20 protein-coding genes, 1 tRNA gene and 1 pseudogene are annotated in these 21,266 nt (G+C 63.2%); 12 read left to right on the top strand and 10 right to left on the bottom strand.

Translation table 11 applies throughout. The features are described from left to right. Positions 1-13: 13 nt before the first annotated feature. Together AB7F49_RS25740 and AB7F49_RS25735 are read left to right on the top strand one after the other, a co-directional pair. Complete coding sequence (locus AB7F49_RS25740; RefSeq protein ID WP_428527700.1) at positions 14-697, top strand: Fe2+-dependent dioxygenase; 684 nt, start codon at positions 14-16, stop codon at positions 695-697. Between the two features lie 5 nt (positions 698-702). Then, positions 703-1,614, top strand: a complete 912-nt coding sequence (locus tag AB7F49_RS25735; RefSeq protein ID WP_428527698.1) for a tetratricopeptide repeat protein — start codon at positions 703-705, stop codon at positions 1,612-1,614. An 89-nt stretch (positions 1,615-1,703) separates the two neighbouring features. Here the strand turns inward: AB7F49_RS25735 and AB7F49_RS25730 are convergent, their stop codons facing one another. Continuing rightward, positions 1,704-2,006, bottom strand: a complete 303-nt coding sequence (locus AB7F49_RS25730) for an HU family DNA-binding protein (RefSeq protein ID WP_428527697.1) — start codon at positions 2,004-2,006, stop codon at positions 1,704-1,706. A 409-nt stretch (positions 2,007-2,415) separates the two neighbouring features. On the opposite strand from AB7F49_RS25730, the gene AB7F49_RS25725 reads away from it, so the two are divergent. After that, entirely contained in the window at positions 2,416-5,952 is a 3,537-nt protein-coding gene (locus AB7F49_RS25725) for a caspase family protein (RefSeq protein WP_428527695.1), read from the top strand. Between the two features lie 170 nt (positions 5,953-6,122). Here AB7F49_RS25725 and AB7F49_RS25720 read toward each other — a convergent pair. From AB7F49_RS25720 to AB7F49_RS25705, 4 genes are all read right to left on the bottom strand, one after another. Further along, positions 6,123-6,199, bottom strand: a tRNA-Asp gene (locus AB7F49_RS25720). A gap of 114 nt (positions 6,200-6,313) precedes the next feature. Beyond that, positions 6,314-6,700, bottom strand: coding sequence for an LCCL domain-containing protein (locus AB7F49_RS25715; RefSeq protein ID WP_428527693.1), 387 nt, complete (start codon positions 6,698-6,700; stop codon positions 6,314-6,316). Next, complete coding sequence (locus tag AB7F49_RS25710) at positions 6,697-7,980, bottom strand: vWA domain-containing protein (RefSeq protein WP_428527691.1); 1,284 nt, start codon at positions 7,978-7,980, stop codon at positions 6,697-6,699. The genes AB7F49_RS25715 and AB7F49_RS25710 overlap by 4 nt, the downstream gene beginning before the upstream one ends. Continuing rightward, a complete protein-coding gene (locus AB7F49_RS25705; RefSeq protein ID WP_428527689.1) occupies positions 7,977-9,011 on the bottom strand; it encodes an AAA family ATPase in 1,035 nt (344 codons plus the stop codon). Before AB7F49_RS25705 ends, AB7F49_RS25710 begins: the two co-directional genes overlap by 4 nt. 418 nt (positions 9,012-9,429) lie before the next feature. Between AB7F49_RS25705 and AB7F49_RS25700 the strand changes: the two genes are divergently transcribed. Then, complete coding sequence (locus AB7F49_RS25700) at positions 9,430-10,941, top strand: sulfatase-like hydrolase/transferase (RefSeq protein ID WP_428527719.1); 1,512 nt, start codon at positions 9,430-9,432, stop codon at positions 10,939-10,941. A gap of 255 nt (positions 10,942-11,196) precedes the next feature. Beyond that, positions 11,197-12,243, top strand: coding sequence for an alpha/beta hydrolase family protein (locus AB7F49_RS25695; RefSeq protein WP_428527687.1), 1,047 nt, complete (start codon positions 11,197-11,199; stop codon positions 12,241-12,243). 140 nt (positions 12,244-12,383) lie between these two features. On the opposite strand, the gene AB7F49_RS25690 is transcribed toward AB7F49_RS25695, so the two are convergent. The 5 genes from AB7F49_RS25690 to AB7F49_RS25670 all read right to left on the bottom strand — a co-directional run bounded on the left by AB7F49_RS25690 (position 12,384) and on the right by AB7F49_RS25670 (position 17,724). Further along, a complete protein-coding gene (locus AB7F49_RS25690) occupies positions 12,384-13,400 on the bottom strand; it encodes a YcjF family protein (protein ID WP_428527685.1) in 1,017 nt (338 codons plus the stop codon). Next, positions 13,397-14,866 carry a YcjX family protein gene (locus tag AB7F49_RS25685; RefSeq protein WP_428527717.1) on the bottom strand — a complete coding sequence of 490 codons (1,470 nt, stop codon included), beginning with the start codon at positions 14,864-14,866 and terminating at the stop codon, positions 13,397-13,399. The genes AB7F49_RS25690 and AB7F49_RS25685 overlap by 4 nt, the downstream gene beginning before the upstream one ends. Before the next feature lie 115 nt (positions 14,867-14,981). Beyond that, on the bottom strand, positions 14,982-15,380 hold the full coding sequence (locus AB7F49_RS25680; protein WP_428527683.1) for a hypothetical protein: 399 nt from the start codon (positions 15,378-15,380) through the stop codon (positions 14,982-14,984). A 28-nt stretch (positions 15,381-15,408) separates the two neighbouring features. After that, positions 15,409-16,779 carry a patatin-like phospholipase family protein gene (locus AB7F49_RS25675; RefSeq protein ID WP_428527681.1) on the bottom strand — a complete coding sequence of 457 codons (1,371 nt, stop codon included), beginning with the start codon at positions 16,777-16,779 and terminating at the stop codon, positions 15,409-15,411. Between the two features lie 12 nt (positions 16,780-16,791). Continuing rightward, positions 16,792-17,724, bottom strand: a complete 933-nt coding sequence (locus AB7F49_RS25670) for an alpha/beta hydrolase (protein ID WP_428527679.1) — start codon at positions 17,722-17,724, stop codon at positions 16,792-16,794. A gap of 291 nt (positions 17,725-18,015) precedes the next feature. Between AB7F49_RS25670 and AB7F49_RS25665 the strand changes: the two genes are divergently transcribed. The 7 genes and pseudogenes from AB7F49_RS25665 to AB7F49_RS25635 all read left to right on the top strand — a co-directional run. After that, positions 18,016-18,381: an NADH-quinone oxidoreductase subunit A gene (locus AB7F49_RS25665; protein WP_428527677.1), complete on the top strand. Its 366-nt coding sequence runs from the start codon at positions 18,016-18,018 to the stop codon at positions 18,379-18,381. A 94-nt stretch (positions 18,382-18,475) separates the two neighbouring features. Further along, positions 18,476-19,039, top strand: a complete 564-nt coding sequence (locus tag AB7F49_RS25660; RefSeq protein ID WP_428527675.1) for a NuoB/complex I 20 kDa subunit family protein — start codon at positions 18,476-18,478, stop codon at positions 19,037-19,039. Between the two features lie 2 nt (positions 19,040-19,041). Then, positions 19,042-19,689, top strand: coding sequence for an NADH-quinone oxidoreductase subunit C (locus AB7F49_RS25655; protein WP_428527673.1), 648 nt, complete (start codon positions 19,042-19,044; stop codon positions 19,687-19,689). Then, on the top strand, positions 19,686-20,114 hold the full coding sequence (locus tag AB7F49_RS25650) for a thioesterase family protein (RefSeq protein ID WP_428527671.1): 429 nt from the start codon (positions 19,686-19,688) through the stop codon (positions 20,112-20,114). The genes AB7F49_RS25655 and AB7F49_RS25650 overlap by 4 nt, the downstream gene beginning before the upstream one ends. Further along, positions 20,114-20,554 carry a GFA family protein gene (locus AB7F49_RS25645; protein ID WP_428527669.1) on the top strand — a complete coding sequence of 147 codons (441 nt, stop codon included), beginning with the start codon at positions 20,114-20,116 and terminating at the stop codon, positions 20,552-20,554. The genes AB7F49_RS25650 and AB7F49_RS25645 overlap by 1 nt, the downstream gene beginning before the upstream one ends. A 74-nt stretch (positions 20,555-20,628) precedes the next feature. Next, complete coding sequence (locus AB7F49_RS25640) at positions 20,629-20,964, top strand: four helix bundle protein (protein ID WP_428527667.1); 336 nt, start codon at positions 20,629-20,631, stop codon at positions 20,962-20,964. Positions 20,965-21,026: 62 nt separating this feature from the next. Further along, positions 21,027-21,266: pseudogene (locus AB7F49_RS25635) on the top strand (NADH-quinone oxidoreductase subunit D); the annotation flags it as partial.

Below are 21,266 nucleotides of genomic sequence, written 5' to 3'. Positions count from 1 at the left end.
GGGAGCAGGCCGCATGATGGTGCACATTCCGGGACTTCTGCCTCCGCCCGAGGTTGCGGAGTGCCGCGCGATTCTGGAATCCTCGCAATGGGTCGACGGACGCGGCACGGCTGGCGAGCAGGCGGCGCAGGCAAAGTTCAACCTGCAGATTCCTGTCAGTTCGGAAACCGCGGCGAAGGCCGGCGGAATCGTGCTGCGTGCGCTTGCGCGCAACCCGGCCTTCCGATCAGCCACGCTGCCCCGCCTCGTGCTGCCACCGCTGTTCAACCGTTACGACGCCGGCATGCGTTTTGACGCGCATGTCGACGGAGCGATCCGCACGCTGCCGGGCTCGGGCGAGCAGATGCGAGCCGACATTTCATCGACGCTGTTTCTGACCGATCCAGCGGACTACGATGGCGGCGACCTCGTCGTCGAAGATACCTACGGCACCCACAGCGTGAAACTGCCGGCCGGCGATATCGTCGTCTATCCCGCCACCAGCCTGCACAATGTCACGCCAATCACCCGCGGCAGCCGCTGGGCGTCGTTTTTCTGGGTTCAGTCCCTGATCCGCGACGATGGCAAACGCACGCTGCTTTACGATCTCGATACCGCAATCATGGAGGTGCGGCAGCGGCTCGGAGATCACGAGCGCGCGTCGGTCGCGCTCGCCAGCCATTACCACAACCTGCTGCGCCGCTGGGCCGAGTTGTAGGCGCAATGCCGGCGGCTTCGAATACGAACGACGATCCGATCTACTATACGCGCCTGCGAAAGCTTTCGGACGCCCAGTTGCGCGAGCGATTGTCGGCGAGCGCCGAGGATGTGGGATGCATCGTCTACGCGGCTGCGGCCGGCGGCAGCAGCGCCGCGCAGGTCACGCTCGGGCAAATGCTGCTCGATGGCCACGGCATGCGGCGCGATCCGGAAGCGGCCTCGCGCTGGTTCGGGATTGCCGCCGCTGCCGGCGATCCGGACGGGATCAACATGCTTGGCCGCTGTTTCGAGAATGGCTGGGGCGGGGCGGTCGATCGAGCCAGAGCGATGAACCTGTTCCGCAAGGCCGCGGCCAAATCGCATGCCTGGGCCCAATTCAATCTGGGCATGATGCTGATGCACGATCGCGGCCATCTCGGCGACGCCGCAATAGCGCTCACCTTGTTCGTGCGCTCGGCGCGGCAGGGCAACGCCAAGGCGATGAACATGATCGGGCGCTTTCGCGAGTTCGGCTGGACCTGCCGCGTCGATCTTGCATCTTCGGAACGCTGGTCCCGGCGGGCGGCAGAACGCGGCTGCTTTCGAGGCGCCGCGCATCTTGCGCGCCTTCTGTTCGAGCGGGGCAGGTCGAGCGAGGCCGAGTGCTGGTATCGCCGCTCGATCGCGGCAGCGCCGGTGCATTTCTGCCGCGATCTGGCAGCGCATCTGTTGGCACGGGAGCATCCCGCTCTGCAAGGTCTCGCGCGAGAGGCATTGCGGTGCGCCGCCGAAGCCGGCGAGGCACGCGATCTGTTCGCCTATGGATGCGTGCTCGCGCAGGGCCTCGGCGGAGCGGTCGATCGAGCGGAAGCGACGGTATGGCTGCATCGGGCGCAAGCGCGAGGCATTCCCGGTGCGCTCGGCATTCTGACATGATGGCGAGCCTGGCCTCTTCATTGGCAAAAAAAAAATGCGCACCGGCCTTGCCGATGCGCATGCTTCAAACTCGAAATCGGAAGATGAATTCAGATCGCGTCTTTCAATTCCTTCGCGGCACGAAAGGCCACTTTCTTCGACGCCTTGATCTGGATCGCCTCTCCGGTCGCGGGATTGCGGCCCATGCGCGCGGCACGCTTGCGAACCTGAAGGATGCCGAGGCCGCCAATGCGGATGCGGTCGCCCTTCTTCAAGTGCTTCGTGATCGTGGTCACCAGATCGCCCAGCATCGCTTCGCTCTGCTTCTTGGACAATTGGTGCTCCTCGGCCAACTGAGCCGCGAGATGCTTCAGGGTAATGGTCGGAGCTGTCGCTGGCTTCTTGTCAGCCATGGGTGGCCCTCCTTTTCATCGGCGCCGTAACGAAAAACCACTGATTGTGGCGTTTAGACGATTCGGGACTCGCCGGAAACGCCTTGTTTATGGGGGTCCAGAGCATTTTTGAGGTGGCGATGCAATGGGGGAAGGCCCATCCCGCAAGGGGTTTCGTGGCTGGCAGCGGCAAGGCAGCCGAGGGGGCTGGCGGCTCTGCTCTGTCAAGCAATTGAAATCATGAGAGAAATGGGCTGAGTATGCAAAGTGTCGGAAACGCGTGAGGATTCGAGGGCGCCCCTCTCTGGTGACTTTCGAGGGTGAAGCTTGAAGCGGCCCGCTGCCTTGTGGAAGCATCTGCAATGAATGGACGCGGAACGACCGCCGCGATGAGATTACACGGGCTTCATCCGCAGGACCGGTTGGCGAGATGCATCTGATGACGCAGGTTCGAAGGATCGGCTTCAGGGCCGGGTTCCTTGCAATACTGACCGTTGCAATGCTTGTTCCGGGCGCGTGCCCTGCACAGGTCCCCGGAAATGGGCCGGTTGAAGTTGTCCCCATTGTCCCTCACGGAAAGGACGTCAATTGTCTTGTGCTGTCGCAGGACGGACAACTGGTCCTTACCGGCTCCGACGACAAGACTGCGAATTTATGGCTGGCCCGCTCGGGTCAACTCATCCGATCGTTCGACCACGGCAGTGAGGTCCGAGGCGTTGGCTTTGCCCCAGATGGCAAGCGCATACTGACCGCCGGAAGCGATGGGGCAATCAAGCTTTGGGATGCCGCGACTGCGCGCGTGATCACGACCTTTATCGGACATGGGGCCGTAAGCCTGAACAAATATGCCATGGCGTTCTCCAGCGATGGATCGCGGCTGGTATCGGCGAGCCTGGATGACAGTATCCGTGTCTGGGATGTCGCTTCCGGACGAATGATCAAATCCGTCGACACGAAGCATCTCGCCATGCATCGGATCTTTCGTGAATACCGGCGTCAGCCATTGCAAGAAGTCACAATATCTCCAGATGGCGAACGTGTGCTCACCAGCAGCGGATATTTCGGCCAGGAGGACTTCGCGATAAGGCTGTGGGATGTGTCCGCGGGCTCTGTGGTTCGCGAATTTCGTCAGCACAGCAAACGCATCACCTCCGTGACGTCTTCCGCCGACATGGCCGTGATCGTGTCTGCGAGCGAAGACAATACCATGATTATCTGGGACGGCAGGACGGGGCGACCCGTGCACACCGTTCCGCATCGAGGTGGCTGGTCCCTGGGCGTCGCACTCTCGTTCGACGGCAGAACTGCGTTTACCTCAGACGACAGGCAGATTGCGGTATGGGACACGGCAAGCGGCACATTGCTGCGCGAATTCAAAATCCCGAACGTTGCCAGGCTGGCGGTGGCGCGTGAAGGCGGGACCGGTTTTGCAATGAACTACCTTTCGTCGTTGATCTCGTTCGACTTGGTGTCCGGCGCGATCAAGAGCGAGCGGACCGTTGCAAAATCTCTGGAGGCGGCACGCTTCAGCGACGACGGGCTTACGTTTACCACCGGAGCGACGGACGACAGGATTCGAAGGTGGGATGCAGCTTCCGGACAGCTGGAGCAGATCGTCGGCCACTCGTATCGACACATGTCCTATGCCGGCTCCGGGCCGCACGTGGTCGGCGATGATGCCGCGGACGGGCAGAAGCTGTTCAAAATATTTGACGTCACGACGGGCGGGCTCGTTAGATCGCTAACCGGTTCGAACTACGTTGGCGGGCTTGCAATCTCGGCGGATGGCAGGCGCATCGCCAGCATTGCGGGCGGCAAGGCACTCAGCTTCTGGGATGCGGCCAGTGGCCGGCTCGTGCGCAACGTCACTGCAAGCAAAGAAGACTTTGAATCGATTGCGATGTCGCGTGACGGCAAGTTCGTCCTCTCAGCGACCAATCCGCTGCCGCCATTCGGCGCACCCCTGAACGGGCCGAAGCCACCACCTCCGAGAGGCAAATTGGAGCTTTGGGATTTTGCAACCGGTCGGCTGGTCCGCGCTTTTTCGGGCCATCAGACGGGCATTTGGAGCATCGCCTTCTCGAACGACGGCAAGCGCATCGTCTCGGGGAATTCCAACGGGCTGGCCTATCTGTGGGACGCAAGCACGGGCAGATTGCTGCACACGTTCACCGGTCACCGCGATTCCGTCTTTTCGGTCGCGCTCTCCGCGAACGGCGACCGAACCGTGACGGGAGGCATGGATTCCTCGGTCAAGCTCTGGGACTCCACCAGCGGCCGATTGCTTCGGACGTTCGAAGGGCACAAGGGCTGGGTTTCCGGAGTGGGGCTGTCTCCGGACGGCCGGCGAATCCTGTCGGCCAGTTGGGATGGAACCGCGAGAATATGGAACGCCGCGACGGGTGAGTTGCTCGCAACCTTTGTTGGCAAAGGTGATGATGAGTGGCTGGTGATGACCCCTGAGGGGTTTTTCAACGCTTCCGAGAGGGGTGCGGGTCTCGTCAGTGTCGTGCAAGGTCTGAGTGTCTGGTCAACCGAGCAATTCTATCAATCGCTGTACCGACCCGATCTTGTCCGCGAAAAGCTGGCTGGAGACCCGCGCGGATTGGTCAGGCAGGCTGCATCGCGTCTTGATTTGAACAGACTATTGGCGAGCGGCGAGGTGCCGTTGATAACGGTTGTGACACCGCGTGAGGGGGAGCAGTTCGGGAAAGAAAGTGCGGTTATCCATGCCGATATTCATCCCCGGAGCGGGGGGCTTGGCCGGGTGGAGTGGCGTCTGAACGGTGTCACGGTCGGAATAGACGACCTGTCGACGCAGACGCGTCAGGGTTCTGCGAACGCTGCGCCGCGCCGGTTGAGCAGAACACTTCCGATCGAGCAGGGCGAAAACGAAATCGAGATCGTCGCATACAACCATGCAAACTTGGTGGCGTCTCGGCCTGCACGGCTGCGGATTGCCGGTGTCGGATCCAGCAGCATTCCGTCCCGTCTCTTCGTGTTGGCCGCCGGCTTGAACGCCTATGCCGATCCCAAGCTGACACTCAGAAATGCCGTATCGGACGCAGATGCCTTGGCTGCGGCGCTGAAAAAGACGGGTTCCGGGATTTATTCCGAAGTGAACGTGACGGTGCTCAAGGATGCCGATGTCCGCGACCAGGGGTTGGCTGCAGCGTTTGCCGATCTGTCGAATCGAATTCGGCCGACCGACGTTTTCGTTTTTTTCATCGCCGGACATGGGAAGACAATCGACGGTCGCTATTTCTTCATCCCTCAGGACATGAAGCTCGACGGCATGGAATCGGTCATCCGCCACGGCATTGGTCAGGATCAGTGGCAACGATGGTTCGCATCCATTCCTGCCCGCCGGAGTCTGCTGATGTTCGACACCTGCGAAAGCGGAACACTCACCGACGACGCTACGGATACCCAGGCGCTTGGACGAACGGCCGCTTCCGCCCGGCTCGTTCAGGCCATCGGACGGACGATCATGACCGCGTCGAGCGGCGACGCCGACGCGCTCGAGGGTTATCGCGGGCACGGCCTCTTCACCTACAGCGTCCTTGAAGGGCTTGGACATGCGGACAGCGATGCTGACGGGAAAATCGACATCGGCGAACTGGCCATCTATGTCCATGTCAACGTCGCAACGCTGAGCGACAGGGTATTCGGACAAAGACAGAGACCCCAGGTCCGAATCACTTCCTCGAACTTTACTTTGGCGGCCGCTGGGTCCGTGCTTGCCGATGAGGAGCCGCGAAGTGCAGCGGTTCGAAATGCGACTCACAAGCTTGGCGTGGAAGCAGATGTGCGAGTTCAGCCATCGCCGGAAGCGCGGCGGTTGCGGCGACTGGCGGCCGAGACGCCCGTCAGTATCCTGTCCGCGGAGCGCGGCTGGACGCTTGTTGCCCGGGAAGGTCGCACCCTGGGCTTCGTCGCCAGCCGGGAACTGCTGCCCTTGCGATAGTGCCCAACGCGCGGAATCGCGTGACGAGGTTGAAGGTGCGCGCGGTCATGCGGCCGCGCCGCCGGTAGCCGGGGAGGCCAAAACGGCAACCTGAGTCGAATCTGGCTGGCGAAGGAGTCGAATCAGGTTTTGGGCCAGTTTTCTAAGCCATTGACCGGCAAGGCGGAAAATGGCGGGAGCGACGGGACTCGAACCCGCGGCCTCCGGCGTGACAGGCCGGCGCTCTAACCAACTGAGCTACGCCCCCGTTTCGGGAGTGCGGCGGACTTAAATCTCACCCCACGCCGAGTCAAGCGCGGCCGGACCGCTTTTGCCGCTCACCTCCGAAAAAAGGGGCCAGCCCACTTGGCATACGTCCGCTTCAGATCGCGCCGAGGCAATATGCACTGCCGTAGCGGCCGAAATCGTGGCTGGTAACGCCGTTACGCACGCAGCCTTGATACTGCGCCAGCGGCGCCATCACCGTGACCTTGACCACCGCGCTCTCGCCCGGCTTGACGAGACCGGCATGCACGGCCGCGACGGCAAGCGCGGAATCGCCGGTATAGATGTCCGTGCCCCAGAGTGGGCCTTCGGTCTCCCCGCGCACGCGAAAATAATAGCTGGTCCCGATGCTGCTCCCGAGTTCGAGCATGTGCGGCGGGGCGTCAGCGGCAAGATAGCCCTTGTCCAGCAATTGGCGGACCTGCTTCTTCGACAATTGACCACGCCGGTCGAAATAGGCGACCAGTTCCTGTACCACCTTCATGGCCTGCTCCCGTCCATTGCGATGACGCGCCCATAGGGCGGATTGAACTTGGTCGCCTGCGGCAGCACCCACAGCACGTCATAGGGCATCGTATGGGCCGGGAAGGCGATGTCGCCGTCGGTCACGATCACCGTGGAGCGCACCAGCGGGTCGTCCGCGAGCATCAGCATGGCGGGCGAAAGATCGCTGCCGCCGAACCCGCGCACCGCGTAGCTTGATAGATCATCGGGAGACACGGTTTCGTCGGCCGTGACGTCGGTGTCGCATTGCACGACACGGACAAGATCGACACCGGCGCCGTCGCAGAAGTCGGCGATCGCACCGAGGGCGAGTGGGATTTCCTCGGTCATCGAGCCGGAGGTGTCGAGCACCACGTTGAGCATCCAGGACGTGCGCCGGCGTCCCGGCATCACCAGGTCGCTGCGCTCTGCACCGCGCCGCGAAGGCCGCGCGAAGCTGCGTTCTCCCGCGCTCGATGCCTCGATCCAGCGCTGCAGGGCCTGCTGCCAGGAGGGCCGCAGGCGCCCGCGCAGCGCGGAAACCTGCGCGCTCATTCCGCCACCGATGGTGCCGCGGGCCTTCTGCTTGCCGATTGCCGCCGCCAGTGCCTGTCCGCGTGCGATGACCGCGTCGATTGCGGCCTTGCACTGCGCCTGATCCTGCGCCTCGGCCGGAAACATCTCGCGTTCGGTCTTGTCGGCGAGCACGTCGCCCGCGTCTTCGCTGTCCTGTGTTCGGTTTTCCTTTCCGTCGCCTTGGCCCTTTCCGAGCGCCTGCCGGACGCTGACTTCCTGGCCCTCCCAGACCTGCGTGCGTGAACGCATCAGTTCGGCGTTCCGGCGCATTTCCAGCACGATGTCCTCTGCCGAACGCTGGCGCGCGTCCGGCATGTCCAGGCCGCCGGCGGGTATGGTCGTGAAGCCCAGTTCGCTGCGCAGGATGTCGTTGATGATGTAGTCGTGAGCGTAGTTGAACTCGAGCCGTCCGGAGCCGCGGGCGCGGTCATGGGTGCGAAGTGCTAGATGAAGCAGCTCATGTGCCAGCACAAAGACCAGTTCGTTGTCCTTGAGCCGGGCTGTAAAGCCCGGGTTTGCCACCATGCGGCCCGATGCAAAGATGCCCATGGTGGGAACGCGCCAGTCGAGATTGACGCGCACGGCGGCCGCGAGCCCGGCAAGGTGCGGCAGCGGCACCGTGACCATGCGCAGCCCGTCCTCGATGCGCCGGAGGATCGCGCTTTCGGCGTTTCGGTCGGGTGCCGCGGCGACGACGACGCTCATTGCTTCGTCACCGTGCGAAGCAGCGCGAGCATCGCCTTGTCGGCGCCAAGCGCGCCCCACTGCTCCACCAGGTCGGTGAGCAGCGTGAGCTGCGCTTCGGTCGGCAGGCCGCGCAGGAATCGCGCGACGGCGCGCGGCTTGACCTTGCCGAGGCGGCCGGCCGCAACATTCTGACGGATCGCGTTCAGGATGAACCAGCGTGCGGTCTCGCCCTTCGGCAGTGTGTCGGGATGTTCGATATAGCCCTCGACCGGCGCAAGCGTGCCGACGGTCTCTTCGGCCAGCGCGCAGAACACCGCGGCATCCTCTGCCGACAACCGGCCGAAGGCGAGCGCGCGTCGGGTGTCCCGGCTGAGGATCCCGGCGGCTTCCGCCATGTCGAGCGCCTGCGACAGCTCGGCCCAGGCGCGCGGTGTCGAGAACGGCTGCGGGTCATGCGGGACCTCGCGCATCAGCGCGTCCGGCATGAACGAGATGTAGTTGCGGATATCGGCGCGGATGCCGGCTTTCCGCGCCCAGTCCTGCCATTCGTCGGCATCGACCCGCAGATTGAGAATCGTGACGCGGTTCACGAGCGCGGAACTCATGGCGCGAACCAGCGCGCGATCCTGCTGGCGGTTGCCGGCGGCGATCACCCAGGTGCCGGCGGGCAGGGCATGTTCGCCGAGCCGGCGCTCCAGCAGCAGCGAGTAGAACGCTTTCTGGACATCCGGCGCACAGGCCGGCAATTCATCCAGAAACAGGCAGAAGGTCTGGGGAATTTCGGGCAGAAGAATCCGGGGCGGGCAGAACACGGAACGCTCGCCGACGATTTTTGGCACGCCGCTGACGTCTTCCGGCGCGATCTGCGTCCCGAGCAGCGAACGGCAGGGCAGCCCGGCTTCAGCGGCCGCCTGATACACCATCTCGGACTTGCCGACGCCGGGCGGCGACAACAGCAGGAAACTCTGCTCGTGCGCCATGCACTGAACGAGCTTCTTGGCCTGCTTCAATGTGATGGATTGCTGGAGAGCGCTTGCGCCTGCGTCCATGGGACGGCTCCTGGGTGAAGAAATACGGGCGTTCCCTCACCAGGAACCGCATCAATCTAGGCACAAACAGCGATGAGCGCCAGCGGGCCCAGCCCAAAAATCGTCAGCCGAAGCGGCGACCTGCGGCAGCAGCGACGCTTGTCATGACAGTTTCATTACAGAATGATGACAATCCGAGGCGTGGCCGCCGTCCGGACACGGGTTTGCAGCATTCATGTCGATTTCCGGTTTCCGATTCCGTTTGCGCTCATTTCCCGCGATGTCGCGGTTTACCGACGGGGTATGGCCGGGCGTTTTTCTGACCCTCGGCATCCAGATTTTCGCTTTCCTTCGCATCGCTCAGACCGAATTTGGGCTTTTCGGCCAAAGTTTATGCGTCCTTACCTGGATACTTTTGAATTGCATCGTCGTCTTGCTGGTGCGTCGGGCTGCCGTCGCGGCCGCCATCTCGCTCGGGCTGATGGAACTTCTGATTCTGCTTTCGCAGTTCAAGTTCAAGATCACCTGGATGACGGCAACCTTTCTCGACGTCATGGTGATTGATCCAGACAGCCTCGCTTTTCTGTTTTCCGTGGTCCCGGGTCTGCGTCTTGCGGCCGGAGCAATTGCACTGGTCGGCATTGTTCTGCTGGTCTTGCTGTGGAAGCTGGACCGCACCCGGATCTGGCGCGCCGGATCGGCGCTCGCGGGGGCCATCTCGCTTGCCGCCATTGTCGGACTTTCGAACGCGGTACCCGAAGCGCCGCACGAGCCGTTCCAGGGCGTGAATCATGTCTCGAATTTCACGCGCTCGACCGTGGTCTCGCTGTCCGAGCTTGCGGATAGCGGCTGGCTCGAGATCGACCGGGCCGTGGCGAGCCGGATGAAGCTGTCGCCCGCGGATGACGATTGCAAGCCGCAAGGCAAGCGTCCGCACATCATCATGGTGCTGGACGAGTCGAGCTTCGACATCCGCCGCGCACCGGGAGTAGCCGTGCCGGACGGCTACGGGCACCACTTCGCGTCGTCGGACGGCAGGTCGCGATCGCTGATCACCGAAGCCGCCGGCGGCCCGACCTGGTACACCGAATTCAACGTCCTCACCGGGCTTTCGACGCGCTCGTTCGGCCGCATGAGTTTCCATGTCACGCGGCTGGCTGCCGGGCGCATCAAGCGCGGATTGCCGCAGGCCTTGCGCCGCTGCGGCTACAGAACCTTCACGCTGTATCCCGCCTATGGCGCCTTCCTCAGCGCCCGCCGCTTCCAGAAGAGCGCCGGTATCGATCGCCTGATCGACGCGCGCGAGATGGGCGCGGGTGACGTCGAACCGGACCGCTTCTATTACAAGAAGGCTTTGCGGCTGTTCGCCAGGGAGCGCGGAGAACAACCGCTCTTCATGTTCGTCTACACGGTGGCGAACCATTTTCCGTGGAATACGGCCTATCTTCCGCAACGGACGCCGCACTGGAAGGCGCTGAACGCGGACCCGGAGACCGACGAGTATGTCCGCCGCCAAACCATGAGCGCGCAGGACTATGCTGCGTTTGTCGCGACACTGAAGCGCACCTATCCCGACGATTCGTTCCTGATCGTGCGGTTCGGCGACCATCCGCCCGCGATCGCACCGCGGCTTATCGAACCCGGCATGACCGATGCGCAGATCGCCCGAGGCATCATGGAGCGTGACCCGCGTTTTTTCACCGCCTATTACGCAATCGATGCGATCAACTTCACGCCCGTTGATCTGTCGTCGGCGCGGGATGCGCTCGATGCACCATATCTGCCGCTGATGATTCAGGAGGCGGCGGGACTTCCGCTCGATTCCACCTTCGCCGAACAGAAGCGCATTCTGGAGCGCTGCAAGGGAATGTTCTACCGTTGCAGGGACGGCGCCGAGGCGCGGCGCTTCAACCGGCTGCTGGTCGACAGCGGTGTCATCCAGGGATTCTAGTCGAGGCGGTCCCCTTGAATATTCGGGCCTGCCGAGACGGCGGGCTTTATTAAGCCGCTTTTCTGGTGCCGTAAGCGGTGGGGACAAAATGGCCCGCTCACCTGCGTGACGAGATGCGGCCTTTGTCAAGGAATGATACCGATGAAAACCGGATCGAGCGGTGCAAATGTCGCGGAAAGCGACTTGCCTCCGCGCGTGACCATCGGGAGAACCATGGCGGCGCCGTATGACTTGAGGCAAGCGTTGCTAACGAACATGATCCGACGGCCCTTCGTCGTGGCGCTGCTCGCTTTCGTGCTGACGGCGATAACCCTGATCGGGCCCGCGCGCACGCAATCGCTGTCAAATGAGCCCGGCTTTCGCATCGTCGATTTCGACTGGGTCGACGCTGCGCGGTCGCGGCCGGTTCCGGCCCGGCTGCATTGGCCCAACGAGATCGCGGCCAGAGATCCGGCATCGAAGGCGCGCGTTCCGCTGATCGTGTTCTCCCATGGCATGGGCGGGTCTCGCCGCGGCTATTCATATCTCGCGCGGTATTGGGCGGAACGTGGCGTCGCCAGTCTGCACGTACAGCATGTGGGCAGCGACCGATCGGTCTGGACCGGAAATCCCTTTACCCTTGTCCAGCGATTGCATTCGGCGGCCCATGAGAGCGAAGCACTGGCGCGCGGTCTGGATGTGCGATTCGCACTGGACCGTGTCCTGTCGAACGATGCCGGCCCCTATGGGGCGCGGATCGACCGCCAGCGGATCATTGCGGCCGGCCACTCCTATGGTGCGAATACGGCATTGGTTGCTGTCGGCGCCGGTGTGATGCGCGAAGGCAGGCGGATCGAAGCCAAGGACCCGCGCTTCTCGGCGGCGATCCTGATTTCGTCACCACCGTTCTACGGGGAGCCGCACCTTGCTTCGGTGCTGGAAGGGGTCACGGTGCCAAGCCTGCATGTAACGGCCACCGAAGACATCATCAGGATTCCCGGATATTACTCGCCGGCGGCCGACCGACTTGCGATCTACAACGCCATTTCGACTCCGCGAAAAGCGATAGCCGTGTTTCAAGGCGGATCGCACAGCATGTTCACCGACCGTGCCGCGACCGGCGGCCGGGATCTGAATCCAAAGGTGAAGGCGGCAACGGCCGAACTTGCCTTGGCTTTCCTCGACCTTGTTTATGACGGCGACCGCACGTCGATGACGCGCTGGAATGCCAGGTGGCAGCCGATCATGGCGCTGTCGCCAGGGGCACCATCTCTCCTCAGTCCGGTTGCGCGTTCGCGAGGTCTGGTCCAGGCGACAAACTAGCCTCGAAGGAGCCCGATGAACGGAAGGTTGGCGTCCGCCATATCGCCGGTTCAACTTCTTCGCTTCGTTTTTCGGCTGGCCTGTGTGGCCCACCCGACGTTATCGATTCCTGCGAATAGCGCCGCCGGTAGCAGCTTCGCCTATTTCCCTTCCGCCTTCTCCGCGCTCCGCACCACGCCGCCGGCAACTTCGGTGAGAGTCGGGCGCGGCAGCGCCGAGAACGGCAGCGGTCGCGTCACCTCGATCGCGGCGATCCCGAGCCGCGCCGTCAGAAGCCCGTTCAGCACGCCTTCGCCGAGCCGCGCCGACAGTTTTGCTGCAAGGCCGTGGCCGATCACCTGCTGGATCAGGCTGTCGCCTGCTGCCATTCCGCCGGTGATGGTCAGATGGGTGATCACATGACGCAACAGCCGAAACAACCCGAGCGTACCGGGTCGCCCGCCATAGAGCAGCGCAAGCTTGCGCGCGAGCCCGAGCGTCGTGATCAGCACGAAGAAGATGTCGATCGCGGCCCGCGGTGACACCGCGGTTACGATCGACACGCGCTTTGCGGCATTGCTGACGAGCTGGCGCGCCTCGCGGTCGAGCGGCGCCATCAATTCGCGTTCGGCGAGGCGGATCAGGTCGGCGCCGTCGATGATCTCGGAGAAATGCGCCTGAAGCTTCGCGCGGCTGCGCGCCAGATGCGGCAACTGACTTTCGACCGCGAGCAGGTCACGCAGGATCGCCTGACCCTCGGCGCGGTTGTCCGTGGCCAGCGTTTGCGCGGCCCGTTCGCGGATATGGTCGATCTTCGCAAGCCGCGACAGCCCGGCAAACTCGCGCCAGGCAATTGCAAGAAGTGCCAGCAATGCAAGACCTGCAAGTGTGAGGGCGAACCAGCCGAGCGCCTCGAAGCGCGCGAACAGATCCTCGATCAGCTTCGTCACCGCAAGGCCGATCCCAAGCGAAACGAGGCCGCCGACTGCGCCGAACAGGAGCTTTCGCCAGGGGAAGCGACGGCGCGGGGCCGTCGCCGACGCCACCGCGGGAAGCTGCGAGTCGGCGGCATCGGCCTCCCGCAGGATTTCGACCAGCGGGTCGTCCTTGGCCGCGGTCACGACCACATTCGGATCGTCCGGTGAAAAGATCGCGGGCTTGCGCGGACGCACGCTCATTTCAGGCGGTCTCCGATCAGGAATTCGAGCGCGCGATCGAGACGGATATGTGGCAGGGCGGGCACGCCGGCATCGGTCCGCTCCAGGGCCGGCGGCCGGAAGCGCAGGAATCTGTAATCGGAGTCCTCGGATGACGCCGAAGACAGTCCGCGAAAACCGCTCGCTCCGGTGGCAAAGATGACGTCGGGATCGTCAGGCAGATCGCCGGGATAAATGACGATCTCGGCGCGGCCATCGAAGCTGCGCCCGCCTGCGCGCTCTCCCGCAACCGGGACGCCCATGATCGCCGGCAGGGCGCCGTGGGCACCGCCGACATGCGCCTCGGTCGTCGCGCGCACCGACGCCAGCGCGATCGCATCGACCCGCGCTCCGGAAAAATCGGCCCGCTCTACAGCGTCGGATACGAGGCGCGCCAGGATGCGTTCCAGCCGGTCATGCGACGAATGATGCAGCAGGTCCGCCTTGGTTGCGGCGAACAGGATGCGGTCGATGCGAGGGGCGAACAATGCGGAGATGATGGAATTGCGACCGATATTGAAGCTGTCGAGAATGGCGGCGAGCGCGCGTTCGAGATCATGGACCGCGTCCGGACCCGCATTCAGCGCGGTGAGGGTATCGACGAGCACGATCTGGCGGTCGAGCCGGGCGATATGATTGCGGTAGAACGGCCGCACCACCGCGTCCTTGTAGGATTCGTAGCGCCGCCGCATCATCGCCCACAGCGATCCTGATCGCGGAGAACCCTCCAGGCGGTCGAGCGGCGCGAAAGTAAGGGCCGGCGAGTCGGCCAGTTCGCCCGGCATCAGAAAGCGGCCGGGCGGCAGCAGGCTGAGCGCGAAACGCTCATTGCGGCAGTTCCGCAAATAATCGGTGAAATGCCGCGCGGCGGCCTGCGCAACGAGATCTTCGGCGCCGGCCTGGGGATCGAGATGAGCAAGATCGGAATGCCACTCCGCCGCGAGATGGGCACGGTCACCCTGCCGCGACAGCCGGATCGTCTCGGAAGACCAGTCTTCGTAGGTCTGGCGCAGCAGCGGCAAATCGAGCAGCCATTCGCCGGGATAGTCGACGATGTCGAGCGTCAATTCGCGCATCGCGCCGTTTTGCGACTGGTATTCGATGATCAGCCGCAATTCGCTGATCTGTCGGGTCGATTCCGGCCAGTGCCGCTCGGCCAGCAAGTGCTCGAGATGGGCTTCATAGGCGAAGCGCGGGACAGTGTCGTCGGGCTGCGGCGAAAGCCGTGCGCGAACAATGCGGCCCGACGCCATGGCTTCGAACACCGGAAAACGGCCGCCGCGCAGCAATCCGTGAACCAGCGCCGTGATGAAGACGGTCTTGCCGGCGCGCGACAGACCGGTCACGCCAAGACGGATGGTCGGCTCGAACAGGCTGTGGCCGAATTCGATCAGCGCCTGCGAGGTGAGGCGGGCCTGCTCGACCAGATTGGAAACGACGTTCGCCATCGCGTTTGTGCGGACCAGCATGGCGCGGTATTCGCGCAACCAGCGACAGATAGTGTTTCGTTCGCCGCCGCGAAAGCCGAGCCCCGCCCTTTCCGGATTCCCGCGGGAAGAGCGATCAGCCGCCGCGCCGCTCGGCCTGCCAAACGCCGGAACATTCGCCGCGGGCCGACTGCCAGCGACCGGAGCCGCCGGTGCGCGTCAGCCGCCCGGTGCCGCTGGCGCTCTGAGTGCCGCGGGCCACATTGACGCGGGTCGCACCACCGCCGCCGACGCTGCCGGAAATCCGGAAGCTCGAACTGGACGGGTCGGCATGGCCGACGCGGCCGCCCTTGATGCGCACGGCGTAACGATAGCCTCGATCGCAGGAGCCCTTTTCGGTGATGATGAGGACGCTCCACAGGCCGTCGAAGCTGCTGGTGGCGTGTCCTGGCCGCTTGGCGCGCTTGGACGCGGCGGCGGCATCCGCGAGCGGCGCGAGGACCAGCAATCCCGCAAGCGCCAATCGAGCAATCATCATCCGTTTCCCCTCGTGTGTCCCTGTTTCAGCGGGCCACTTTTCTAGGCTGATCGGAAAAGTCGGGTGGTCGGCTGGAGAATGCGTCGGGATTCTGGCCCTTGGCAAATCCGACCTCGTAGAGTGCCTTCATGTAGTCAGGATCGAAAGCGCCGCGGGCGGGCGCGGAGAAGCCCGGATCGACATAGGCGACGTGAAAGCCGATGCCGCTGCGCAAGGCGGTTGCATAGGCGCGGTCGATCGCGTTGCGGGTGACGAACTTGATCGCGGCGCTCACGGTCCGGCCGAGGATGCTGAGGGTCGTGCGTTCGGTGAGCTGGAAGTCCGAGTTCAGCTTCATGTTGGCGATGATGTAGAGGTCGGATGCCGGCAGCTTCGAGGTTGCGGTGCTCAGCAGCATGGAATCGGGTGCGACATAGAACTGCCCGGCCAGCCCGCCATCGACATGCATCTCCTCGAACTTCCGGCCGTTGCCTTCGACCGGGATCAGCGCAGGGGGGAAGGCGCCCGGGATGCTGATCGCCGCGACCATGATCCGGCGCACCAGATCGAGTGCAGCGTCGCCGCCATGCGTGGCGATTGCGCCGATGTCCCATGCGACCGGCCGTCCGGCATCGAGATTGGTGGTGAGGATCAGCAGACGCCGTCCGCGCGCATGCTGCTCGGCGATCGCCTTCAGCAGTTCCGGCGTCACGCGCTTCTTGATCAGATCGTGCAGCGGCCAGGTGTCGAGGAAGCTCTCGCCCTTGCCGCCGATCTCGAAAATGTCGGTCGCGCTGATGGTGGTGTAGGAATCGCGCAATTGCTCATCGTATGTCGGACCGAGAAAGGCAAACGGGGCGATCAGCGCGCCGGTGCTCACGCCGGTGACCAGCGCGAATTCCGGGCGGGTTCCCGTCTTGGTCCAGCCTCCGAGCAGGCCCGCCCCATAGGCGCCGTCCTCGCCGCCGGTGGAGAGAATGAGCCAGGGCCCGCGCTCGGTCGGCAGCGCACGCAAATATTCGCTCTCCGAATCGGCCCAGAAACGGGCGTCGGGCATGTTGGGAATCGCGGCGGCTTGCTGATCGGCGGCGGCGAACGGGATGCGGGGAATTGGCCCGGCCTGACCGGCGGCAGGAGCCGCCTTCGGGGCGGTCCTGGCCTTTTTCTTCGCCGGCTTTTTCTTGCTCTGCGCGGAAACGGCGGTATCCGGGCCCGCGGCGAGCGCAGATTGCGCGGCCCATCCGGTTGCCGCACCGGCGCAGTTCATCGCTGCAGCGGCGACAATGACGATCGCGAATCGAATCCTGTTTCCGGCTACACGCATCGAATCGATCTTGTCGCAAGCGATCAACGGAAGCAATTCGTCGGCATGCCGCATTTCGCAGGATTCACACAGTGTGGCGGTGGTTTCACGCAACGAATGTCCGAATCATCCGCGATATACCGGCTCCGGCTGCGAGAAAAATCCATGCAGGATATGATACACCAGCATGTAATTTTTTTGCTGAAAGCTCGCATGTGAGATGCCCGGCATCACGGCAAATTGCTTGTCGGGGTTGGGGAGGCGGCCAAAGAAGGCGATCAGATCGTCGAAGCTCGCGATCCCGTCCCACTGCCCGCGCATGATGATGGTTGGCGCCGCAATCCGCTCCGGTTCCACCAGCGGCAGGTTTGCGCACATATCGACATAGGTTCCGGTCGGGACCGAATCATCAAGCGACAGGATCGCATCGGCAAAGGCCTCGATGACGCGATCCTCCGCGGTGCCAGGATGATCGCGGTTGAAGATGGAATAGACGAAGGCCTTGTCCATCGGACGGCGGTTTTTCGTCCGGAATTCGGCAAGCCTCTTTCTTCGCTCGGTCAGTGTCGGCGAATCCGCGCCGGTCCACACCATGGCGTCGAGGGCAAGCCGCCCAACCCGTTCTGGATGCAGCTGTGCAAACAGCGCCGCACGCAGCGCACCGGACGAGATTCCGTAGACCAGCAGACGGCGAGGGCCACGAAGGCTGGCGATATAGTCTGCGGCGGCCTTGCAGTCGTCGGCGCCCTGGGCGATCGGCGCATTGTTGTCGCGGCTCTTTTCGGAGCGTCCATAGCCCTCCATGTCGACGCACCACGTGTCAAAGCCGCGGGCGGCGAAATAGTCCATGGCCGAGGATTCCGGTCGGCCGGCAACCTGCAAATCGAAGGTCGGCTGGGAAGCCATCGAGGACCCGTGAACAAACAGCAGCGTGCCGCGGGTCGCCGCCGGATCGCCGGCGCATTTGTTCCACAGGAACAGCCGGGCGCCGTCCGGCTTGCGGGTCCAATGTTCCACGCCCGAGATGGCGCCCTGCCAAATTGCTTCCGGTCTGTGCATGTCGACGATCCGTTCGGTCAGGCGGCTGAAACTACCCTCGCGTGAGCCGGCCTACAAATCCCGCTGCAGGCCTGCGCTTTGCCACGGCGGATTCGGCGGGGGAGATGGCTTATGTCAGACTTTTCGCGCGCTTGCGGGGGCAAAAAGCCTGCGCTAAGCCTGCCGCGACTTCCTTCTTGGAACGAGTCCGAGCTGGGGCATGAGGGGGGCGATCCGGCGGTTCCGCCACCGGGTGGTCAATGGACGGGGTTTGGCCGGCTTGGCCGGCCGTTCGGTCCTGCGAGGAGAGACATGAGCGACCTGCTTCAGGACTATCTCCCGCTCGTCGTGTTCATCGCCGTTGCGCTGGGGCTCAGCCTTGCGCTTCTGATCGCGCCGTTCCTGGTCGCCTACCGCAATCCGGATCCGGAAAAGCTTTCGGCCTACGAGTGCGGGTTCAACGCTTTCGACGATGCGCGCATGAAATTCGACGTGCGGTTTTATCTGGTCGCCATACTCTTCATCATATTCGATCTAGAAGTCGCCTTTCTGTTCCCCTGGGCGGTGGCCTTCGGCCAGCTCGGCGCCTTCGGCTTCTGGTCGATGATGGTTTTCCTGGCGGTCCTGACCATCGGGTTTATCTATGAATGGAAGAAGGGGGCGCTCGAATGGGACTAGAGCGCGATGCCGAGAAGGCGTGTCCCGGACGTGATCCGGGATGCAAAGCGGTTTTCGGGTGCTGTCACGCTCGCCTGCATGGGATGAGCCAAACATGACCGCCGTCATATCTCCTGCCGCCACCGGCATTCTCGATCCGCGCACCGGCAAGCCGATCGGCGCGGACGACCAGTTTTTCACCGGCATCAGCGCCGAGCTGGCCGACAAGGGCTTTCTCGTCACCACCGCCGACGATCTCGTCACCTGGGCGCGCACCGGCTCGCTGATGTGGATGACGTTCGGGCTGGCCTGCTGCGCGGTCGAGATGATGCAGATGTCGATGCCGCGCTATGACGCGGAGCGATTCGGCTTCGCGCCGCGTGCGTCGCCGCGGCAATCGGACGTGATGATCGTCGCCGGCACGCTGACCAACAAGATGGCGCCCGCGCTCCGCAAGGTCTACGACCAGATGCCGGAGCCGCGCTACGTGATCTCGATGGGCAGCTGCGCCAATGGCGGCGGCTATTACCACTATTCCTATTCGGTGGTGCGCGGCTGCGACCGCATCGTGCCGGTGGACATCTATGTGCCGGGCTGCCCGCCGACCGCGGAAGCGCTGCTCTATGGCGTGTTGCTGCTGCAGAAGAAGATCCGCCGGGTCGGAACGATCGAGCGCTGAGCATGAGTGAAAAGCTGCAGGCCATCGGCGAGGCGATCAGCGCGGGACTGCCGGGCGCCGTGACCGGCTACGACATCGCCTTCGGCGAGCTGAACCTGCGCGGGACCGCTGCCGATATCGTCAGGATCGTCCGATTCCTCCGCGACGATCCGCGCTGTGAGTTCTGGAATTTCATCGACGTTACCGCGGTCGACTATCCGCAGCGCGAGCAGCGCTTCGATGTGGTCTATCATTTTCTGTCGCCGAGGCAGAATGCGCGCGTCCGCCTGAAGGTTGCGACCGATGAGACGACACCAGTGCCGTCCATCATCGGCGAATTTCCCGGCGCCGACTGGTTCGAGCGCGAAACCTACGATCTGTATGGCGTGCTGTTCACCGGTCATCCCGATATGCGCCGAATCCTCACGGATTACGGCTTCGAAGGCCATCCTTTGCGCAAGGACTTTCCGCTCACCGGCTTTGTCGAGGTGCGCTACGACGATGCGCAGAAGCGCGTGGTCAACGAGCCGGTGCGGCTCAACCAGGAATTCCGCAATTTCGACTTTCTGTCTCCGTGGGAAGGCACGGAGTATCGGCTGCCGGGCGACGAGAAGGCCAGCGCGCAAGGCAACAAGCTGACCGGCGAACCGGACAAGAAGGTGCCGTCATGAAGGGGACACTGAAGCCCGGTCTGAAGCACAGTCTTGCCTTTACGATCGGTGATCAGCAGACGGTGCCTGAATTTTATCCACAATCGCCGCTCTTCCGCGCGATGCCGCGGGTGTTCGCGACCGGCTGCATGGTCGGGCTGTTCGAGTGGTGCTGTACCGAGCTCCTCAACATGCACCTCGACCCGGGCGAGGGCTCGCTCGGCGTGCATGTCGATTTCAGCCATCTGGCCGCAACGCCGCCCGGCATGACGGTGACCGTCGAATGCGAAGTCACAGGCGTTGAAGGCAAGAAAGTCAGCTTCTTCGTGCGTGGTCATGACGGCGTCGACGTGATCGGCGAAGGTCGTCACGAGCGCGCCGTGGTCAACTATGACAAGTTCAATGCGCGTGTGGCCGACAAGGCGCTGAAGGCGAGGGCGGCCTGATGGCATCGGCGCAGCAGCAGTCCGGAGGTTGTCTGTGCGGTGCGGTCCGCTTCACCGCGACGCCGGCGGATCGCGATGTCGGCGCGTGCCATTGCAGCATGTGCCGGCGCTGGTCGGCGGGTCCGTTCCTGGTACGCGACTGCGGGACCTCCCTGAAGATCGAGGACAAGGCAAGTCTCGGCGTCTATCGCTCGTCGGAATGGGCGGAGCGTGGCTTCTGCAAGACGTGCGGCACGCCGCTCTATTACCGGCTGATCGACAAGGACCTGCATTTCGTGTCGGCCGAAGCCTTCGACGATCTGAAGGACTATGCCTTCACCAGCCAGATCTTCATCGACGAGAAGCCTGCCTATTACGACTTCGCCAACAAGACGCACAACATGACGGGCGCCGAAGTGTTTGCGCAGTTTGCTCCGGGCGATTCTGCGAATAGTGAGTAGCGAATAGCGAATAGAAGGAGGATGCGAAAATCGGGATCAGTTCATACCGTGACTTGAAAGTTTGGCAGGAAGCGATGACGCTGGCGGAGCAGACCTATTGTCTCACGTCGCGCTTTCCGAAAGACGAGGTCTACGGCATGACAAGCCAAATCCGTCGGTCGGCGGTGTCCATCGCGGCGAATATCGCCGAAGGCCACGGCCGGGAGAACAGCGGCAGCTTCATTCAATTCCTGCGTATAGCGCAGGGCTCGGTGAAAGAACTTGAAACTCACCTACTGCTGTCTGAACGGGTTGGCTTGGCGAAATCCGACGACGTCGCTCCGCTGCGTCAGCGCTGCGATGAACTGGGAAGGATGATGCGATCTTTGATCCGATCGATTCAGCGCAGACAGGCCAATGACAAGAGTTGAACGTTCTATTCGCTATTCGCTATTCGCTATTCGCGCTCACCAGGGCGCCTTATGGATTGCGCATGTCTAGCGGCGAAAGAAACTTCACGATCAACTTCGGGCCGCAGCATCCGGCGGCGCACGGCGTGCTGCGGCTGGTGCTCGAGCTGGACGGCGAAATCGTCGAACGCGTCGATCCGCATATCGGGCTCTTGCACCGCGGCACCGAGAAACTGATCGAGCAGAAGACCTATCTGCAGGCGATCCCGTATTTCGACCGGCTCGACTATGTCGCGCCGATGAACCAGGAGCATGCCTTCTGC

It is taken from the genome of Pseudorhodoplanes sp. (assembly GCF_050250235.1).
Lineage (GTDB): Bacteria > Pseudomonadota > Alphaproteobacteria > Rhizobiales > Xanthobacteraceae > Pseudorhodoplanes.
The sequence above is the reverse complement of the archived record's forward strand: the minus strand, read 5'-3'. Positions and strand labels throughout refer to the sequence as shown.

Coding starts and splice junctions, on each gene's coding strand:
- AB7F49_RS25695 (WP_428527687.1), top strand. CDS start 11,197: ATGATCCGACGGCCCTTCGTCGTGGCGCTGCTCGCTTTCGTGCTGACG.
- AB7F49_RS25730 (WP_428527697.1), bottom strand. CDS start 2,006: ATGGCTGACAAGAAGCCAGCGACAGCTCCGACCATTACCCTGAAGCAT.
- AB7F49_RS25690 (WP_428527685.1), bottom strand. CDS start 13,400: ATGAGCGTGCGTCCGCGCAAGCCCGCGATCTTTTCACCGGACGATCCG.
- AB7F49_RS25650 (WP_428527671.1), top strand. CDS start 19,686: ATGAAGGGGACACTGAAGCCCGGTCTGAAGCACAGTCTTGCCTTTACG.
- AB7F49_RS25660 (WP_428527675.1), top strand. CDS start 18,476: ATGACCGCCGTCATATCTCCTGCCGCCACCGGCATTCTCGATCCGCGC.
- AB7F49_RS25715 (WP_428527693.1), bottom strand. CDS start 6,700: ATGAAGGTGGTACAGGAACTGGTCGCCTATTTCGACCGGCGTGGTCAA.
- AB7F49_RS25740 (WP_428527700.1), top strand. CDS start 14: ATGATGGTGCACATTCCGGGACTTCTGCCTCCGCCCGAGGTTGCGGAG.
- AB7F49_RS25710 (WP_428527691.1), bottom strand. CDS start 7,980: ATGAGCGTCGTCGTCGCCGCGGCACCCGACCGAAACGCCGAAAGCGCG.
- AB7F49_RS25725 (WP_428527695.1), top strand. CDS start 2,416: ATGCATCTGATGACGCAGGTTCGAAGGATCGGCTTCAGGGCCGGGTTC.
- AB7F49_RS25645 (WP_428527669.1), top strand. CDS start 20,114: ATGGCATCGGCGCAGCAGCAGTCCGGAGGTTGTCTGTGCGGTGCGGTC.
- AB7F49_RS25665 (WP_428527677.1), top strand. CDS start 18,016: ATGAGCGACCTGCTTCAGGACTATCTCCCGCTCGTCGTGTTCATCGCC.
- AB7F49_RS25685 (WP_428527717.1), bottom strand. CDS start 14,866: ATGGCGAACGTCGTTTCCAATCTGGTCGAGCAGGCCCGCCTCACCTCG.
- AB7F49_RS25640 (WP_428527667.1), top strand. CDS start 20,629: ATGACGCTGGCGGAGCAGACCTATTGTCTCACGTCGCGCTTTCCGAAA.
- AB7F49_RS25655 (WP_428527673.1), top strand. CDS start 19,042: ATGAGTGAAAAGCTGCAGGCCATCGGCGAGGCGATCAGCGCGGGACTG.
- AB7F49_RS25735 (WP_428527698.1), top strand. CDS start 703: ATGCCGGCGGCTTCGAATACGAACGACGATCCGATCTACTATACGCGC.
- AB7F49_RS25705 (WP_428527689.1), bottom strand. CDS start 9,011: ATGGACGCAGGCGCAAGCGCTCTCCAGCAATCCATCACATTGAAGCAG.
- AB7F49_RS25680 (WP_428527683.1), bottom strand. CDS start 15,380: ATGATTGCTCGATTGGCGCTTGCGGGATTGCTGGTCCTCGCGCCGCTC.
- AB7F49_RS25670 (WP_428527679.1), bottom strand. CDS start 17,724: ATGCACAGACCGGAAGCAATTTGGCAGGGCGCCATCTCGGGCGTGGAA.